Origin of the sequence: Streptomyces tubercidicus (assembly GCF_027497495.1) — a bacterium.
Taxonomy (GTDB): domain Bacteria; phylum Actinomycetota; class Actinomycetes; order Streptomycetales; family Streptomycetaceae; genus Streptomyces; species Streptomyces tubercidicus.
Genome location: NZ_CP114205.1, coordinates 5156707 through 5173178, shown reverse-complemented (window position 1 = coordinate 5173178; position 16472 = coordinate 5156707). Strand labels below are relative to the sequence as shown.

The following is a 16472-nucleotide window of genomic DNA, read 5'->3' as shown; positions in this document are numbered from 1 at the left end:
GCGAGAGTTTCCCAGCGGGCGGCAGTTGCTCTTCCGGCGTACCGCGCGAATCCCCCGACACGAAACGTCCGCCGCGGTACAACCTCCGGCGGTGGCCGAGGAGTCCAAACCGACATGAGCGGACAACGAACGGGCTGGCGCCGTGTCATCCCCACCTGGCGCGCGCTGCTGGGCACCGTGCTGCTGTTCCTGCTGCTCGTCGTCGGCGGGATGATCGCCGGCTATCTGCTCGTCGGCATCCCGCCGGCCAACAGCGCGGCCAAGGCCCAGAGCAACATCTACCTCTACTCCGACGGCTCCGAGCTGGCCCACGACGGTGAGGTCAACCGGCAGAACGTCACCCTCAGCCAGATCCCCAAGTCCGTCCAGCGGGCCGTACTCGCCGCCGAGGACCGCGACTTCTACGCCGAGTCCGCGGTCGACCCCGCCGCGATGGTCCGGGCCGCCTGGAACACCGTCACCGGCAAGGGCAAACAGTCCGGCTCCACCATCACCCAGCAGTACGTGAAGAACTACTACCTCGGCCAGGAACAGACCCTCACCCGTAAGGCCAAGGAGTTCTTCATCGCCATCAAGCTGGACCGCGAGGTGAGCAAGGACAACATCCTGGAGGGCTACCTCAACTCCAGCTACTACGGCCGCAATGCCTACGGCATCCAGGCCGCCGCCCGCTCCTACTACGGCCGCGACGCGGAGCAGCTGACCACCGCCCAGGGCGCCTATCTCGCGTCCCTCCTCAACGCCCCCAGCGCCTACGACCTCACCGCCCACCCCGAGAACCGGGCGCGGGTGCTGGCGCGCTGGAACTACGTCCTGGACGGCATGGTGAAGAAGAAGTGGCTCGACGCCGGCGAGCGGGCCGCGCTGGAATTCCCCGCGACCCGGCGCGCCAAACCGTCCCCCGGGCTGTCCGGCCAGCGCGGCTACCTCGTCGAAGCGGTCAAGAACTACCTCTCCGACCACCACATCCTCGACGAGGACACACTGCGCGGCGGCGGCTACCGCATCACCACCACCATCGCCAAGAAGCGCCAGAACGCCTTCGTCAAGGCGGTCAACACCCGGGTGATGGACCGGCTCGACGGCGACCGGAAGGTCGACCGCTCCGTCCGGGCCGGCGGCGCCTCCATCGACCCCGCGAGCGGCCGGGTGGTCGCCCTCTACGGCGGAATCGACTACGCCAAGCAGTACGTCAACGGAGCCACCCGCCGCGACTACCAGGTCGGCTCCACCTTCAAGCCGATCGTCTTCGCCTCCGCCGTCCAGCACCACTCCACCACCCAGGACGGCGACCGGATCACCCCGAACACCGTCTACGACGGCACCAACAAGCGGATGACGATCAGTCACGGCCGCCCCACCGGCTTCGCCCCCGCCAACGAGGACGACCGCTCCTACGGCCCGATCACCGTCACCGAGGCCACCGACAAATCCGTCAACGCCGTCTACGCCCAGATGGGCATCGACGTCGGCCCCGCCAAGGTCAAGTCCACCGCCATCGCCCTGGGCATCCCCGCCGGCACCCCCAGCCTCGCCTCCGCCGAGGGCGCCGTCTCGCTGGGCACCGCCACCCCCAGCGTCCTGGACATGACGCAGGCCTACGCCACCCTCGCCCAGCACGGCACCCACCGGCCGTACACCCTGGTCGACAAGGTCACCAGGGGCGAGGGGGAGGAGATCGAACTGCCCGAGCGCGAGGAGACCAGGGCCATCCCGAGGACGGCCGCCGACACCACCACCTCGGTCCTGCGCGGCGTCGTCGACGGCGGCACCGGCACCGCCGCCCAGGGCGCCGGGCGCCCCGCGGCCGGCAAGACCGGCACCGCCGAGGAGGACAAGGCCGCCTGGTTCGCGGGCTACACCCCCGAACTCGCCACCGTCGTCGCGGTACTGGGCCAGAACCCGGAGAGCGCCGCCCAGGAGCCCCTGTACGGCGCGGGCGGCCTGTCCCGGGTCAACGGCGGCGACTACCCCGCCCAGATCTGGGCCGACTACACCGCGGCCGCACTGAACGGCCGCCCGGTCCGCGACTTCGACCTGCAACTGGAGGCAGGCGCGGAATCCGCCTCCCCCGAACCCTCCAGCAGCGACTCCCCGTCCCCCAGCGCCTCCGGCTCCCCCTCCACCGGCCCGACCGACTCGCCCACCGGCCCCACCCCACCCACCGTCGGGCCCACGCCGCCGACCGTCACACCGCCCACCACCCCGCCCCTCCCCAGCGAACCCGCGCCGACCACACCGCCCACCGATGACGTCCCCACGGTGCAGCCCCAGAGCGATGAGCTGTGGCGGCAGATGCGGTGGGGGTGGGGCGGGTAGCGGGGCGCGCCGTCGGGGATGGCTAGCGGCGGGGCCGTAAGGGGTGGCTGGTGGCGGGGGCGTACGGAGGCCGGGTCCCTACGGGGGCGGCGGGCTCAGTGCCCCGACGTCGCCTTGAGCCCGACCACTGCGACGAGCAGCAGCACGATGAAGAAGATCCGGGCCGCGCTCGCGGGCTCGCCGAGCGCCAGCATGCCGACCACCGCCGCCCCGGCCGCGCCAATGCCCACCCACACGCCATAGGCCGTACCGATCGGCAGGGTCCGGGCCGCGTACGAGAGCAGCAGCATGCTGACGACGATGCCCGCGCCGGTGAACACACTGGGCCACAGCCGGGTGAAGCCGTCGGTGAACTTCATCCCGACCGACCAGCCGACCTCCAGCAGACCGGCGACCACCAGCAATATCCAGGCCATGACGACACCTCCGCGAAGAGCTTCAACAGGGGTGCGTCGTCTTGTCCTGACCCGGTACGGCGCGTCTCGTCGGGTATGCCCCAAGGCTAGCAAGGGCAAGCGGAACGGGCAGTGACCGAGGTCACCGCCCGCAAAGAACCCCCTGGCGGGGGCGGTCAAAAGCTATGGAGGACAAGGAAGTACGGGGCTCGGGACTACGGCCGCGGGCGACAGATTCGGGACAACGCGGCCGCGGGCTACAGATTCGGGACCACGGGACCGCGGGCTACAGATAGAGCCCGGTCGAGTCCTCCGCGCCCTCCAGCCGCTCCGCGGCCACCGCATGCAGATCGCGCTCCCGCATCAGCACATACGCCACCCCGCGCACCTCGACCTCGGCCCGGTCCTCCGGGTCGTACAGCACCCGGTCCCCGACCTCGACGGTCCGCACGTTCTGCCCGACCGCGACCACCTCGGCCCAGGCCAGGCGACGGCCGACGGCCGCGGTCGCGGGAATGACGATGCCCCCGGTCGAGCGGCGCTCGCCCTCGGGGATGTCCGTCCGGACCAGCACACGGTCGTGCAGCATCCGGATCGGCAGTTTGTCGTGGGTGTCCTTGGTGTTATTCGGGCTCACGGCATGACCGTACCTGCCCGACGACGCCCGGCACGCACCGCGGGCCGCAGCGGGCCCGGCCCGGGGCGGGCGCTCAGGCCCCGGCCATGGTCCACCGGACCGGCCCTAGCAGCGCCGCCTGGCGCGCAGCGTCAGCAGGCCCACCACGGCCACCCCGATCACCGCCACCGGAATGATCCGCTCCAGCCGCGGCACCCCGTCCTCCGACACCAGCTGCGCCCGCACATCCGACACCGCGCGATTGGCGGCCACATAGGCCCGCCCCGCCGTACGGTCCACGGCGGCCGCCGCCCTGGCCTTCGTATCGTCCATGATCGTCTTCGGGTGCAGCCGCACACCGATCTCGTCGAGCGTGACGGCGAGCTCCTGCCGCCTGCGGACGATGTCCGCCTCGATCTGCGCCGGGGTCCTGGCTTCCGCCACCGCGCTGCCTCCGTCGTCTCGCGCCGATGCGTACGGGGCCGGGCACGAGGCCCCGTACGGAACCGGCCACACCACTAACTGCCGATTCGTCATGGACAGTCTGTCAGCTCGGCACCCCACACGCCCCACAGCACCCCCGTTTCGCGCCCCTGAGACGCCCCCGGCACCGTTCCGTGCTCCAGCTGGCTAATGTCGGGGCGTACGGATCCACGCTAAGGAGAGCCATGAGCGAGCGACTGCAGCCCGGCGACACCGCCCCCGCCTTCACCCTGCCCGACGCGGACGGCAAGCAGGTCTCGCTCGCCGACCACAAGGGCCGCAAGGTCATCGTCTACTTCTACCCGGCCGCCCTGACCCCCGGCTGCACCAAGCAGGCCTGCGACTTCACCGACAGCCTCGACTTCCTGGCCGGCCACGGCTACGACGTCATCGGCATCTCCCCCGACAAGCCGGAGAAGCTCGCCAAGTTCCGGGAGAAGGAGGAGCTGAAGGTCACCCTCCTCGGCGACCCCGACAAGGAGGTCCTGACGGCCTACGGCGCCTTCGGCGAGAAGAAGCTCTACGGCAAGACCGTCACCGGCGTCATCCGCTCCACCGTCATCCTCGACGAGGACGGCAAGGTCGAACGCGCCCTCTACAACGTCAAGGCCACCGGCCACGTCGCCAAGATCATCAAGGACCTGGGGCTTTAACGAGTCCGGGGGGCCGGGGCACCAGGGCCACGGCACGCGGAGCCCCCAGGGCCACGGCACGCCGAGCCCGGGAGGCCGGCCACCAGGAGCCCGGAGCCTCGGCAGCCGGCCCGGGTCGGCCCGGCCCCGGCCCCTGTGCCCCGGCCCGGCCCCGGCCCCTGTGCCCTGGCCTCGGCCACGGCCACGGCCACGGCCACGGTCCCCCAGGAATACCCGCCCCTCACCCCCGCGTTGAGGCCCCGAGGGGGCCCGCGCACCCCCTACGGGATGCGTTCGCCCCCTCCCTAGGGCTCCCCCGGACAGACGGCACCCCCAAGGGGCCGCCTCCTGGAGACACCCCCTAAGGGCAAGCCCCCTCCGAAGCCTCCGCCGCCGCGGGCTCCGGCAGCTCCAATACGGCCTCGGCGCCGCCCTCCTCGGTGGCGCCGAAGTCCAGGCGGGCGCCCAGCACCTGCGCCTGGCCGGCCGCGATCGTCAGGCCCAGGCCGTGCCCGGTCCCCCGCTCCGGTGCGGCCGTACGGAACCGCCGCGGCCCCTCGGCGCACAGCTCCGCCGGATAGCCCGGACCGTGATCGCGCACCACGATCCGCGCACCGGCCACCACCACCTCGATCGGCGGCTTGCCGTGCTTGGCCGCGTTGGCCAGCAGGTTCACCAGCACCCGCTCCACCCGCCGCCGGTCCGTCTCCACGATCCGCGGCTCCCCCTCCACGGTCACCGCCACCTCGTCCGCCCCGTCGTCCACCCCACGCTGCCGCGCCGCCCGCTGCACGATCCCGCGCACCAGCGACGGCAGCTCACAGGCGTCCAGATCCGCCCGCTCCACGCCCGCGTCCAGCCGCGACACCTCCAGCAGGTCCTCCACCAGCCGCCGCATCGCCTGCGCCCGGTCCCGGACCAGCTCCACCGCCCGCGGCTGCGGCAACAGCTCCGCCGCCGCCACCAGCCCGGCCACCGGCGTCCGCAGCTCATGCGCCACATCCGCGGTGAACTCCCGCTCCGCCTCCACCCGCGCCGCCAGCGACGTCGCCATGTGGTGCACACTGCGGCCCAACTCGGCCACCTCGTCCCTTCCGTTGCTCGCCAGCGCGTCCGCGTCCGGCGCCGCACCCGCCGCGATCCGCCGCGCCGCCGCCGCGCTCAGCCGCAGCCGCCGCGACAGCCGCTGCGCCACGAACCACGACACCCCCGCCATCAGCGTGACCGTGCCGCACCCGGCGATCAGCAGCGCCCGGTCCAGCGCCAGCTGCGCCGGATCGTCATCCGGATACGGCGCCGACACCGACAGTGACCGCGACGGCGGGCTCCCGTCGCCGCCGCCGACCCCGGTCGCCGCCCACACCCGCGGATCCTCACCGCCGCTGACATACGTCCCCGACTGGTTCCGGAACACCGCCTCCCGCAACGGCGACGGCAGGGCCGCGTCGTCCAGCTGCGCCCCCAGCGCCCGGGTGCCGTCGCGCTCGTAGATCTGCAGCGCCGCACTCAGCCGGTCGTCCTGATACGCGCGCGCCGACCGCTCCCGCTCCGCATCCGCTATGTGGTGCACGGCAAACCCGAGCACCACCACGGCCAGCGCGGTCATACAGGAAATGGCCAGCGCGATCCGGCCTCGAATACCCATCACGCGAGGGTGTACATCTCCGTCGTGTCACCGAGCGGCGTCGAGCCCTCGTACGTCACCTCCAGGCCGGTGAAGGCCACCGCCCCGCCGACCCGCTTCGGGTCGAGCAGCCGGAAGGTGGCCGGGAACCCGGCCTCCGCCCCCAGCCCGGAATCGGACTTCTCCACCTGCACCACGCCGTGCCCCAGCGCCTCCCGCGGACCGTAGAGCTTCCACTTGATCGCGGTCGCCACCATCTCGGCATCGTTGCAGGTCAGCGTGATGACATGGGGTTTGATCTGCGGCTTGCCGCGTCCGCAGTCCCGGACCCCGGGCAGCCCGTCGGACGGCTCGCCGTCGTCCTTGACTTCCTGTACGGCCGACGTCTTCGGCGCGGCATCCACGGCCGACGCGGGTTTCGACGCCTGCCCGACCCACACCCCGCCGGCCGCCAGCGCCGTCACCACGACAAAGGCCGCCAGCGCGGTACGCCCCCGAACCCAGCGGGCCCCTTCGCGGTCCGTCATCACGCTCTCCTCCCGGGGACGACGCCCCGTACCCCCACAGCAAACACGAATGCCGCGCCCGGCGCTGCCACTCTCCCGTCCCCGCGACACAGGCTGATTGCCTGAACGCTGCGGTGACCGCTCGGCTGTGTACCAGTCCTGTAACAAGGCCCGCCGCCCCCTGGCGCATCCCGGCCGTGACCCTGTCACATCCCGCCCCTTCCCTGCCCCTCCCCCGCCCTTTCCGCTCCGAACGGCCCAGCCGCGCGTGACGTACGACAATTCATGCCGCCAGAGTGGTTTGATCCGCGCTCCACTGCGCAGGCGCACCTGTCGTATCCCACCGCGCACCCCGCGCTGACCGACCGAGAGGACCGCCTCGTGCCGACCGGCAGCACCGAAGCCGACGCCGTTCCCGAGCAGGACCGGGAAGCGCTCAAGCGCCACCGGGTGCTCTTCCGTGCCGTCGCCCGGCGCAAGAACCCCAAACTGCGGCGCACCGATATCACCGTCACCGACGAGCGGGTCGTCAAACGGGCCGTGAAGGCCGCCGCGCTCGGTAACGCCATGGAATGGTTCGACTTCGGGATCTACAGCTATCTCGCGGTCACCATCGGCAACGTGTTCTTCCCCGGCGGCAGCGACACCACCAAGCTGCTGTCGTCGTTCGCCACCTTCGCGGTGGCGTTCCTCGTACGCCCCCTGGGCGGCGCCTACTTCGGCCCTCTCGGCGACCGTATCGGCCGCAAGAAGGTCCTCGCCTTCACCATGATCATGATGGCGCTGGGCACCTTCTGCATCGGCCTGATCCCGTCCTACGCCGCCATCGGCTTCTGGTCGCCCGTCCTGCTCATCTTCTTCCGCCTCGTCCAGGGCTTCTCCACGGGCGGTGAGTACGGCGGCGCCTCCACCTTCATCGCCGAGTACGCCCCCGACAAGAAGCGCGGTTTCTACGGCAGCTTCCTGGAGATGGGCACCCTCATCGGCTACACCGGCGCCGCCGGCATCGTGCTGCTGCTCAACACCACCGTGGGCGACGACGCGATGAACAGCTGGGGCTGGCGCCTGCCGTTCCTGATCGCCGGCCCCCTCGGCCTGGTGGGTCTCTACCTCCGGGTCAAACTCGACGAGACCCCGGCCTTCCAGAAGTTCGAGGCCGCGCAGACCCACGGCGCCTCCGGTTCGGTCGTCGAGACCGAGGCCGAGTTCTCCCACCTCTCCGAGAACGCCCCCAAGAAGAAGATCAGCGAGATCTTCTCCCAGCAGTGGCCCACCCTCATTCTCTGCATCGCCCTGGTCGGCGCGTACAACATCACCGACTACATGCTGCTGTCGTACATGCCGACGTACCTGACGGACACCCTCCACTACGAGGAGTCCCACGGCCTGCTGATCCTTCTCGGCACCATGATCGCCCTGATGTGTGTCATCAGCACCGTCGGCAAACTGAACGACCGCTACGGCCGCAAGCCACTCCTGATGGCGGGCATGCTCGGCTTCTTCGTCACCGCCATCCCGGCCTTCCTCCTCGTCAAGCAGGGCAGCATCCCCGCGGTCTGCGCCGGCATGGCCCTCCTCGGCCTCTCCCTGGTCTGCCTGCTGGGCACCATGTCCGCCGCCCTCCCCGCCCTCTTCCCCACCAACGTCCGCTACGGCTCCCTCTCCATCGGCTACAACCTGGCGGTCTCCCTCTTCGGCGGCACCACCCCCCTGGTGATCACCGCCCTCATGGACGCCTTCCACGGAAACGTCATGGTCCCCGCCTACTACACGATGGGCGCCGCCCTCGTCGGCCTCATCGCCGTCGCCTGCATGAAGGAAACCGCCCAACAGCCCCTCGAAGGCTCCCCACCCTCGGTAGCCACCAAGGCAGAAGCCGTCGAACTCATCGAGGCCCAGACACCGGAACCACGCTTCTGACCTGCCCTCCCTCACACGGAAGGGGCCCCGGGGAATCGTTCCCCGGGGCCCCTTCCCTCTTCTCCGCCACCCGCCGTAACCGATCCCGCGTTCGATCGTTGTTCCGTTCGAGAGGCGCGCGGGGGTGGGCCTGGTGCGCGGGACGGGGGAGAAGCATGCCGGTCAAGTACACGCCCGAGCGGCTCGCGGAGGCCGCGCGCGCCACCAGGGCGTTCGACGATGCCGTGCGATGGTTCGGCGGGACACCGACGCCGGGCAGCAGACGCTACCTGCGCGCCAGGATGCGGGAGGCGGGCGTCGACACCGCGCACTTCGCGCCCCCGGGCGTACGCCACACCGAGGCCCGGCTTCGTGAGCTGGCGGCCTGCTCGCACAGCATCGCCGAGGTAGTACGCCGCCTCGGCATCAGCCCGGTCGGCGGCAATCAAGCACATATCGGCCGCCGCATTGCCGAACTGGGCATCGACACCACGCATTTCGCCGCCCCGCCCCGCAGACATACCAAGAGCACCAAGCGCGACCGTCTGGTTCTCGGCTCACCGGCCGACGGCCGCACCCCAGGCGAGCGCCTGCAGAAGGACCTGCTGCGCCGGGGAGTTCCGGAGCGGTGTGCGATGTGCGGCATGCGCGCGGAATGGAACGGCAAGCCGTTGCGCCTCGAAGTCGATCACCTCAATGGTGAGTGGTGGGACAACCGCCCAGCCAACTTGCGCTTGCTGTGTCCCAATTGCCATGCGGTGACCGACACCTACCGCGGCCGCAAGCCCCGGCTGAAGTGACGCCCTGTCCATGGCCCGGCACCTCACCTACACCCGCGACGTGCTGACCCGTACAGCCGCTGCCTCCACCAGCCTGGTCGACATGCTGCGTCGGCTCGGGGCGCCCATGGGCAGCGGTCCGCGCAGATACCTACGCGACCGGCTGCGCCACTACGGCATCGACACCACGCATTTCGCCGACGAACCGCTCCCCCGACGCCGACACCGTTCATACACCGAGGCACTGCTCAAAGAAGCCGCCGCGCAGTCCCACAGCATCCGGGAAATGATGGCGTACATGGAGGTACCGCCGTACGACAGCGCGTACACCCACCTCCGCAGGAAGCTGGATCAATTCGGCATCGACACCTCCCACTTCGCCCAGCGCGGGCTTGGCTCCTCCCTGCTTCCTCGCGAAGATCTGGAAAGGGCCGTGGCCTCCTCACAGAGTCTCGCCGGAGTCCTCGCCCGCCTCGCCCTGGCCGACAACAGCACGTCGCGAAGAGCACTGAAACGCAGCATCGAGACATACGGCCTGTCGACCGAGCACTTCACAGGTCGGGGCCACAGACGTGGGCGCCCTTCCCCGGCCCGCAGGTCCGCCGACGCCATCCTGCGGCGAAGCGAGCCTGGTTCCCGACGCGAGAAGACAACGTTCTTACGCCGCGCCCTCGATGAGAAGAACATTCCCCGGCAGTGCGCGGAGTGCGGCCTCGGGGACACCTGGCAGGGCAGGCGGCTCGTCCTGGAGATCGACCACATCAACGGTGACCGGCTGGACAACCGGCTGGCGAACCTGCGCTACCTGTGCCCCTCGTGTCACAGCCAGACCAGGACCTTCTCCCGCCGGTCGGCACTCTCGGCCATCCCGGCACACCGGCGCGTCCGGGCACAGTAAAGTAGGCGCGCGGGCCCGTACCCCAGCTGGCAAGAGGGCGCCGGTTTAGGTCCGGTGTGTCGTGGGTTCGAATCCCACCGGGCCCACCTGTGCGCACGGCCTCCCCGTCATCGGACGGGGAGGCCGTTTTCGTGCATACGGGCCGGCCGCCCCCTCAGCCCAACATCTCCCGCACCACCGGTGCCAACGCCCGGAAGGCCTGGCCGCGGTGGCTGATGGCGTTCTTTTCGGCGGGGGTGAGTTCGGCGCAGGTGCGGGTGTCGCCGAGGGGCTGGAGGATCGGGTCGTAGCCGAAGCCGCCGGTGCCGGTGGGGGTGTGGCGGAGGGTGCCTTCGAGGGTGCCCTCGACGACGCGTTCGGTGCCGTCGGGGAGGGCGAGGGCGGCGGCGCAGGCGAAGTGGGCGCCGCGGTGTTCGTCGGCGATGTCGCCGAGCTGGGCCAGCAGCAGGGCGAGGTTGGCCTGGTCGTCGCCGTGGGTGCCGGACCAGCGGGCGGAGAAGATGCCCGGCGCGCCGCCGAGGACGTCGACGCAGAGGCCGGAGTCGTCGGCGACGGCGGGGCAGCCGGTGGCCTGGGCCAGGGCGTGGGCCTTGAGGAGGGCGTTCTCCGCGAAGGTGACGCCGGTTTCCTTGACGTCGGGGACGTCGGGGTAGGCATCGGCGCCGACGAGTTCGATATCGAGGTCGGCCGCGTCGAGGATGGCGCGGAGCTCGGTGACCTTGCCGGCGTTGCGGGTGGCGAGGATGAGGCGGCGGGGGTGTGCGGAGGGGCCGCCGGTGTGAGTCTGCATGGGACCCGATTATCCCGGCTATCCCGGGGTGCAGATCTTGGTCATCTGTCCGGCGCCGTCGACGATCGGCTGGATGTCGGGGGCCTTGTTGCTGTCGAGGTCCTTACGGGCGGCCTTGATGCCGTCGTTGGTCTTGTCGATGGCCTTGGACAGGTCGGCGTCGCTGGCGTCCTTGCTGAGCTTGCGCAGGTTCGCGTCGATGTCGTCCAGGGCCTGCTGGGTCTTCTGCGGGTCGCTGACTGCGTTGTCCGCGGCCTTCTGGAGCTTGTCGACGGCGTTGACGACGGAGGAGGCGGTGTTGGCGCAGTCCATGGCCTTCTGGACGGCTCCGCAGGCGGAGAGCAGCGGTATCGCGAGGGTGGCGGCGGCCAGCGCGGCGAGTGCGGTGGTGGCGCGGCGGCGCTGCGGGAGCGTGCGGGGGGCCATGGCGCGGGTTCCTTCCCTGGGCAATGTGCGGGCAAAGGAAGAAACGCCGGAGGGGGTTGGTTTGGTTGCGCGGGGGCGGGAGGAGCGGTGCGGGCCGGGCGGTGAGAGCCGGGCGGGCCCAACGACCGAAGCCGGGCGGGCCCAACGACCGAAGCCGGGCGGGCCCAACGACCGAAGCCGGGCGGGCCCAACGGCCGAAGCCGGGCGGGCCCGACGGGCCGAAGCCGGGCGGTCGGCGGCGGCCGTGCCGCGCGCCCCTTTCGTCAGATGAGCCCGGTCTGCGTCAGCAGCATGGCGAGGACGACCACGAGGGTCCAGCCGAGGGCGTGTTCCAGGAGCCGGGAGTCGTCCTGGGGCCCGCCGGTGCGGGCGCGGGACGCGGTGGCGGCGGTGGCTGTGGCGGTGGGCATGGGTCCACAGTGCGGGGTGCCGCGGTGGCTTTTCCAGAGCGGGCGGCCCCATGAGAAAAGGGTCACAGGGGGAGGTTCCCGGTCCTCCCCCTGTGGTGGGCGGCTTCACCCGGTGGGCGGCGGCGCGCAGGCCACTGCGCCGCGCGCCGGGCTCAGAGCGTCCGGGCCAGCGCCGCCCGCTGCGCCCCGTCGAGCTCGGCGCAGCCGGCGACGGCGAGGTCGAGGAGGGCGTTGAGTTCGTCGCGGGCGAAGGGCTCGGCCTCGGCGGTGCCCTGGACCTCGACGAAGCGGCCGTCGCCGGTGCAGACGACGTTCATGTCGGTGTCGGCGCGGACGTCCTCTTCGTAGCAGAGGTCGAGGAGGGGCGTCCCGTCGACGATGCCGACGCTGACGGCGGAGACGGTGCCGGTGAGCGGCTTGCGGCCGTGGCGGATGAGCTTCTTGGACTGGGCCCAGGTGATGGCGTCGGCGAGGGCGACGTAGGCGCCGGTGATGGCGGCGGTGCGGGTGCCGCCGTCGGCCTGGAGGACGTCGCAGTCCAGGACGATGGTGTTCTCGCCGAGGGCCTTGTAGTCGATGACGGCGCGCAGCGAGCGGCCGATCAGCCGGCTGATCTCGTGGGTGCGGCCGCCGATCTTGCCGCGTACGGATTCGCGGTCGCCGCGGGTGTTGGTGGAGCGGGGCAGCATCGAGTATTCGGCGGTGACCCAGCCTTCGCCGGTGCCCTTGCGCCAGCGCGGGACGCCTTCGGTGACGGAGGCGGTGCAGAAGACTTTGGTGTCGCCGAAGGAGATGAGGACGGAGCCTTCGGCGTGCTTGCTCCAGCCGCGTTCGATGGTGACCGGGCGGAGCTGTTCGGGCGTGCGGCCGTCGGTGCGAGACATGGCGTAGACCCTATCGGGAACGGCGAGGGCCCCACTCCGGGCGGTGGACGTCCGGGGCGGGGCCTTCGGGAGCGGTGGCCTGGCGGCCGGCTCGTCAGCTCACATCATGTCTTCGATCTCGGCGGCGATGGGGTCGGCGTCGGTGCCGATGACGACCTGGATCGCGGTGCCCATCTTGACGACGCCGTGGGCGCCGGCGGCCTTGAGGGCGGCCTCGTCGACGAGGGAGGAGTCGACGACCTCGGTGCGGAGGCGGGTGATGCAGCCCTCGACCTCTTCGATGTTGTCGAGTCCGCCGAGCCCGGCGACGATCTTCTCAGCCTTGCTGGCCATGTCCACTCCTGCTTGTCTCGGCCGCCGGCGATGGCGCCGTGCGGTTTCCACACCGTAACGCACGTTCAGCCCAACTATGTGGGCGTTTGTCCGCTGTCTGACGAAGGATGACGATCACCGGAGTGCGCACCGGACAGCCGGACAACCAGCGGCGGCGCACACCCGAAAGTGGTCTACACCACCAGTATGCGGCAAGCGCCAGGCGGGCTGTCGACGGGCCGCCGCCGGGAGGACAGCGATGAGTGCGAACGCAGCGGCGGCGCCGAGGAGGAACTGGGCGTCGAACCTCTTCCAGGGCCTGCAGAAGATGGGCCGCAGTCTCCAGCTGCCGATTGCCGTCCTGCCCGCCGCGGGCATTCTCAACCGTCTTGGCCAGCCGGATGTATTCGGCGCCGACGGGCTGGGCTGGGACGCGGTCGGCAAGGTGTTCGCGGCGGCCGGCGGTGCGCTGCTGGATTCGGGGCTCGGCCTGCCGCTGCTGTTCTGTATCGGTGTGGCGATCGGTATGGCCAAGAAGTCGGACGGGTCGACGGCGCTGGCGGCGGTGACCGGTTTCCTCGTCTACTTCTCGGTGCTGCACGCGTTCCCGTCGGGCTGCTCCGCGGGCCAGACATACACCCAGGCCGGCCTGTGGAGCGGGGTGTGTGTGGACCGGACCCTTACGGTCACGCAGGCGGAGTTCCAGAATCCGGGGGTGTTCGGCGGCATCGTCATGGGCTTTCTGTCCGCGTGGCTCTGGCAGCGCTTCCACCGGGTGAAGCTGGTGGACTGGCTGGGGTTCTTCAACGGCCGCCGGCTGGTCCCGATCATCATGGCCTTTGTCGGCCTGGTCTTCGCGGTGCTGTGTCTGTTCGTGTGGCAGCCGGTCGGCAATGCGCTGACGAGCTTCAGCGAAGGGCTGTCAGGGCTGGGGGCGTGGGGCTCCGGGGTCTTCGGCGTCGCCAACCGGGCGCTGCTGGTGATCGGCCTGCACCAGTTCCTGAACACCTTCGTCTGGTTCCAGTTCGGCAGTTTCACCAAGCCGGACGGCACGGTCGTGCACGGTGACATCAACCGGTTCCTCGCGGGCGATCCGGACGCGGGCCAGTTCACCACCGGATTCTTCCCGATCATGATGTTCGCGCTGCCGGCGGCGGCACTGGCGATCGCGCACTGCGCCAAGCCGCATCGCCGCAAGGAGATCGCGGGCATGATGCTGTCGGTCGGCCTGACCTCATTCGTGACGGGCGTGACCGAGCCGATCGAGTATTCGTTCCTGTTCGTCGCGCCCCTGCTGTATGTGCTGCACGCGCTGCTGACGGGCGTCTCGATGGGGCTGAGCTGGGCGCTCGGGGTCCACGACAGCTTCAGCTTCTCCGCGGGACTGATCGACTACGTCATCAACTGGGGGCTGGCGACCAAACCCTGGCTGATCATTCCCATCGGCCTGTGTTTCGCGGTGGTCTACTACGCCCTCTTCCGTTTCCTGATCACGAAATTCAATCTGTCGACGCCCGGCCGCGAGCCGGATGAGGTGGGGGACGCGATGGAGCGGGAGAACGTGAAGTAGGAACGGCGCGGAACAGGCGCGGGAGGGGGCGCCGGCCGCCGCCCGTACCGTCGGGCTCCGGCCCGCCCGGCAGGATCAACTCACCGGCCACCCGGAGTAGTTGAGGCGTGCCTGCGCGCGATGTTCGGTACGTCACAGCACGGCGGCGGTGACCAGCGCAAACCCGCCGGGAAAGCGACCCGCGGGGCCCTCGGCCGGCATGCCCCTTTCGGTGAGTTCAGGGGGATTCCGTTGCGGCGAATCACCATGTAAGAATGGTCTAAACCACTAAAGGTGTAGACCACAAAACAGTGGCCCCCGCTTCCGAATCCCCGCCTCACCAGGAGGAATCCGATGAGTTCGGCCACCGCTACGGCGGCCCCCGACAAAAAGGGTCGCGGCTCCCGCGCCATGGCAGTGGCCCAACGCATCGGCCGCAGCCTGATGCTACCGATCGCCACCCTCCCGGCGGCGGCGCTGATGGTGCGGCTCGGCCAGCCGGACATGCTCGGCCGGGAGTCGCTCCCCGCCTTCCTGAACAAGATCGCCGAGTTCATGGCGGCCGGTGGCAGCGCACTGCTCGACAACATGCCGATGCTCTTCGCCGTGGGCATCGCGATCGGCTTCGCCAAGAAGTCCGACGGCTCCACCGGCCTGGCCGCGGTCGTCGGCTACCTGGTCTTCAAGCAGGTCCTGGGCACCTTCAAGGACACCAACCTCCCCACCGTCCAGGATGTCGTCGACGGCAAGATAGCCAACGTCGCCCCGCCGGTGGACGCGGGCGTGCTGGGCGGCGTCGTCATGGGCCTGGTGGTCGCCCTGCTCTACCAGCGCTACAGCCGCAAGAAGCTGCCGGACTGGCTGGGATTCTTCAGTGGCCGGCGCCTCGTGCCGATCCTGGCCTCCTTCGCCGGCCTGGTGATCGGCATCGCCTTCGGCTACATCTGGCCGGTTCTGGGCTCGGCCCTGCACGACTTCGGCCAGTGGCTGGTCGGCTCCGGCGCCGTGGGCGCGGGCATTTTCGGCGTCGCCAACCGCGCGCTGATCCCGGTCGGCATGCACCACCTGCTGAACTCCTTCCCTTGGTTCCAAGCTGGCGACTACAACGGCAAGCATGGTGATATCGCCCGCTTCCTCGCCGGCGACCCGGACGCCGGCCAGTTCATGACCGGCTTCTTCCCGATCATGATGTTCGCGCTCCCGGCTGCCTGCCTGGCAATCGTGCACTGCGCCCGCCCCGAGCGCCGCAAGGTCATCGGCGGCATGATGTTCTCGCTCGCGCTGACCGCCTTCGTCACCGGTGTGACCGAGCCGATCGAGTTCACGTTCATGTTCATCGCCCCTGTGCTCTACGCGATCCACGCGGTACTGACCGGCGTCTCCATGGCACTGACCTGGGGCCTGGGCATGAAGGACGGCTTCGGCTTCTCGGCCGGCGCCATCGACTTCCTGCTCAATCTGGGCATCGCGACCCAACCGTGGATGCTGGCGCTGGTGGGACTCTGCTTCGGAGCGCTCTACTACACGGTCTTCCGCTTTGCAATCGTCAAGTTCAACCTCCCGACACCGGGCCGCGAACCCGACGAGGAACTCCCTGAGATGGAGAAGAAGGCCAAGTAAGCCGGCACCTCAGAAGAGTCGGCGGCGGTCTCCCCCCTGAACGGGCGGGGAGGCCGCCGCCATTTCCGGGCGCTGGTCATCGCTGAAGTCGACGGCTCCACCTGAATGAACGACCGGCGCGAGCCGCGTGGGGGATCTGATGTGACCTGGCAGGGACAGAGTCACTAGCGGCCCTACTACAGTCTTGACACCTGTACCGCCCCTGGCACGACTCAGCCACAGCCACGAGCCCTGGCTAGATCGGGCACATCCGCAAACCGGAACAGGACACTTCGTGGAGCGACGGAACGACTCCTGGACCCTGTGGTGCGAGCTCGTCTCGCGCTTAGG

General features: G+C 70.1%; 17 protein-coding genes, 1 tRNA gene and 1 riboswitch. Of the genes, 8 read left to right on the top strand and 10 right to left on the bottom strand.

All coding sequences use genetic code 11. The features are described 5' to 3' along the window. The first annotated feature begins 114 nt into the window (after positions 1 to 114). The gene (locus STRTU_RS22520) at positions 115 to 2319 is read left to right on the top strand and encodes a transglycosylase domain-containing protein (RefSeq protein ID WP_159745590.1); all 2205 of its coding nucleotides are present in this window, start codon (positions 115 to 117) and stop codon (positions 2317 to 2319) included. Positions 2320 to 2414: 95 nt separating this feature from the next. Here the strand turns inward: STRTU_RS22520 and STRTU_RS22515 are convergent, their stop codons facing one another. From STRTU_RS22515 to STRTU_RS22505, 3 genes are all read right to left on the bottom strand, one after another. Continuing rightward, positions 2415 to 2735 carry a DMT family transporter gene (locus STRTU_RS22515; protein ID WP_159745588.1) on the bottom strand — a complete coding sequence of 107 codons (321 nt, stop codon included), beginning with the start codon at positions 2733 to 2735 and terminating at the stop codon, positions 2415 to 2417. A 30-nt stretch (positions 2736 to 2765) separates the two neighbouring features. Then, positions 2766 to 2837: riboswitch (guanidine-III (ykkC-III) riboswitch) on the bottom strand. Positions 2838 to 3000: 163 nt separating this feature from the next. Next, a complete protein-coding gene (locus STRTU_RS22510; RefSeq protein ID WP_042155576.1) occupies positions 3001 to 3303 on the bottom strand; it encodes a GroES family chaperonin in 303 nt (100 codons plus the stop codon). 153 nt (positions 3304 to 3456) lie between these two features. Further along, entirely contained in the window at positions 3457 to 3774 is a 318-nt protein-coding gene (locus STRTU_RS22505) for a DUF3618 domain-containing protein (RefSeq protein WP_159745586.1), read from the bottom strand. A 224-nt stretch (positions 3775 to 3998) separates the two neighbouring features. On the opposite strand from STRTU_RS22505, the gene bcp reads away from it, so the two are divergent. After that, positions 3999 to 4466 carry a thioredoxin-dependent thiol peroxidase gene (gene bcp, locus STRTU_RS22500; protein WP_159745584.1) on the top strand — a complete coding sequence of 156 codons (468 nt, stop codon included), beginning with the start codon at positions 3999 to 4001 and terminating at the stop codon, positions 4464 to 4466. Positions 4467 to 4806: 340 nt separating this feature from the next. Here bcp and STRTU_RS22495 read toward each other — a convergent pair whose 3' ends face one another. Next, the gene (locus STRTU_RS22495) at positions 4807 to 6090 is read right to left on the bottom strand and encodes a sensor histidine kinase (RefSeq protein ID WP_159745582.1); all 1284 of its coding nucleotides are present in this window, start codon (positions 6088 to 6090) and stop codon (positions 4807 to 4809) included. Then, positions 6090 to 6596, bottom strand: coding sequence for a hypothetical protein (locus STRTU_RS22490; protein WP_159745580.1), 507 nt, complete (start codon positions 6594 to 6596; stop codon positions 6090 to 6092). The genes STRTU_RS22495 and STRTU_RS22490 overlap by 1 nt, the downstream gene beginning before the upstream one ends. A 360-nt stretch (positions 6597 to 6956) precedes the next feature. Here STRTU_RS22490 and STRTU_RS22485 point away from each other — a divergent pair, with 360 nt between their 5' ends. From STRTU_RS22485 to STRTU_RS22470, 4 genes are all read left to right on the top strand, one after another. Further along, a complete protein-coding gene (locus STRTU_RS22485) occupies positions 6957 to 8495 on the top strand; it encodes an MFS transporter (RefSeq protein ID WP_159745578.1) in 1539 nt (512 codons plus the stop codon). 155 nt (positions 8496 to 8650) lie between these two features. Further along, entirely contained in the window at positions 8651 to 9274 is a 624-nt protein-coding gene (locus tag STRTU_RS22480) for an HNH endonuclease signature motif containing protein (protein WP_159745576.1), read from the top strand. A gap of 10 nt (positions 9275 to 9284) precedes the next feature. Then, positions 9285 to 10151, top strand: a complete 867-nt coding sequence (locus STRTU_RS22475; RefSeq protein ID WP_159745574.1) for an HNH endonuclease signature motif containing protein — start codon at positions 9285 to 9287, stop codon at positions 10149 to 10151. A gap of 11 nt (positions 10152 to 10162) precedes the next feature. After that, positions 10163 to 10237 (top strand) — tRNA-Leu (locus STRTU_RS22470). Positions 10238 to 10305: 68 nt separating this feature from the next. Here STRTU_RS22470 and rdgB read toward each other — a convergent pair. The 5 genes from rdgB to STRTU_RS22445 all read right to left on the bottom strand — a co-directional run bounded on the left by rdgB (position 10306) and on the right by STRTU_RS22445 (position 12994). Next, on the bottom strand, positions 10306 to 10941 hold the full coding sequence (rdgB, locus tag STRTU_RS22465) for an RdgB/HAM1 family non-canonical purine NTP pyrophosphatase (RefSeq protein ID WP_159745572.1): 636 nt from the start codon (positions 10939 to 10941) through the stop codon (positions 10306 to 10308). An 18-nt stretch (positions 10942 to 10959) separates the two neighbouring features. Then, positions 10960 to 11367: a hypothetical protein gene (locus tag STRTU_RS22460; protein WP_159745570.1), complete on the bottom strand. Its 408-nt coding sequence runs from the start codon at positions 11365 to 11367 to the stop codon at positions 10960 to 10962. Between the two features lie 263 nt (positions 11368 to 11630). Continuing rightward, positions 11631 to 11777, bottom strand: coding sequence for an SCO1431 family membrane protein (locus STRTU_RS22455; protein ID WP_159745568.1), 147 nt, complete (start codon positions 11775 to 11777; stop codon positions 11631 to 11633). Positions 11778 to 11929: 152 nt separating this feature from the next. After that, the gene (rph, locus tag STRTU_RS22450) at positions 11930 to 12661 is read right to left on the bottom strand and encodes a ribonuclease PH (RefSeq protein WP_159745566.1); all 732 of its coding nucleotides are present in this window, start codon (positions 12659 to 12661) and stop codon (positions 11930 to 11932) included. Positions 12662 to 12760: 99 nt separating this feature from the next. Further along, entirely contained in the window at positions 12761 to 12994 is a 234-nt protein-coding gene (locus tag STRTU_RS22445) for a PTS sugar transporter subunit IIB (protein ID WP_018091307.1), read from the bottom strand. Positions 12995 to 13232: 238 nt separating this feature from the next. On the opposite strand from STRTU_RS22445, the gene STRTU_RS22440 reads away from it, so the two are divergent. Together STRTU_RS22440 and STRTU_RS22435 are read left to right on the top strand one after the other, a co-directional pair. After that, the gene (locus tag STRTU_RS22440; RefSeq protein ID WP_159745564.1) at positions 13233 to 14543 is read left to right on the top strand and encodes a PTS transporter subunit EIIC; all 1311 of its coding nucleotides are present in this window, start codon (positions 13233 to 13235) and stop codon (positions 14541 to 14543) included. 333 nt (positions 14544 to 14876) lie between these two features. Then, positions 14877 to 16142, top strand: a complete 1266-nt coding sequence (locus STRTU_RS22435; RefSeq protein ID WP_159745562.1) for a PTS transporter subunit EIIC — start codon at positions 14877 to 14879, stop codon at positions 16140 to 16142. The last annotated feature ends 330 nt before the right edge of the window (positions 16143 to 16472 follow it).

Excerpts from the sequence above, each read along its gene's own strand:
- STRTU_RS22495 (WP_159745582.1), bottom strand. The coding sequence starts at position 6,090 with ATGGGTATTCGAGGCCGGATCGCGCTGGCCATTTCCTGTATGACCGCG.
- STRTU_RS22515 (WP_159745588.1), bottom strand. The coding sequence starts at position 2,735 with ATGGCCTGGATATTGCTGGTGGTCGCCGGTCTGCTGGAGGTCGGCTGG.
- bcp (WP_159745584.1), top strand. The coding sequence starts at position 3,999 with ATGAGCGAGCGACTGCAGCCCGGCGACACCGCCCCCGCCTTCACCCTG.
- rph (WP_159745566.1), bottom strand. The coding sequence starts at position 12,661 with ATGTCTCGCACCGACGGCCGCACGCCCGAACAGCTCCGCCCGGTCACC.
- STRTU_RS22445 (WP_018091307.1), bottom strand. The coding sequence starts at position 12,994 with ATGGCCAGCAAGGCTGAGAAGATCGTCGCCGGGCTCGGCGGACTCGAC.
- STRTU_RS22520 (WP_159745590.1), top strand. The coding sequence starts at position 115 with ATGAGCGGACAACGAACGGGCTGGCGCCGTGTCATCCCCACCTGGCGC.
- rdgB (WP_159745572.1), bottom strand. The coding sequence starts at position 10,941 with ATGCAGACTCACACCGGCGGCCCCTCCGCACACCCCCGCCGCCTCATC.
- STRTU_RS22460 (WP_159745570.1), bottom strand. The coding sequence starts at position 11,367 with ATGGCCCCCCGCACGCTCCCGCAGCGCCGCCGCGCCACCACCGCACTC.
- STRTU_RS22435 (WP_159745562.1), top strand. The coding sequence starts at position 14,877 with ATGAGTTCGGCCACCGCTACGGCGGCCCCCGACAAAAAGGGTCGCGGC.
- STRTU_RS22475 (WP_159745574.1), top strand. The coding sequence starts at position 9,285 with ATGGCCCGGCACCTCACCTACACCCGCGACGTGCTGACCCGTACAGCC.
- STRTU_RS22490 (WP_159745580.1), bottom strand. The coding sequence starts at position 6,596 with ATGACGGACCGCGAAGGGGCCCGCTGGGTTCGGGGGCGTACCGCGCTG.
- STRTU_RS22455 (WP_159745568.1), bottom strand. The coding sequence starts at position 11,777 with ATGCCCACCGCCACAGCCACCGCCGCCACCGCGTCCCGCGCCCGCACC.
- STRTU_RS22440 (WP_159745564.1), top strand. The coding sequence starts at position 13,233 with ATGAGTGCGAACGCAGCGGCGGCGCCGAGGAGGAACTGGGCGTCGAAC.
- STRTU_RS22510 (WP_042155576.1), bottom strand. The coding sequence starts at position 3,303 with ATGCTGCACGACCGTGTGCTGGTCCGGACGGACATCCCCGAGGGCGAG.
- STRTU_RS22480 (WP_159745576.1), top strand. The coding sequence starts at position 8,651 with ATGCCGGTCAAGTACACGCCCGAGCGGCTCGCGGAGGCCGCGCGCGCC.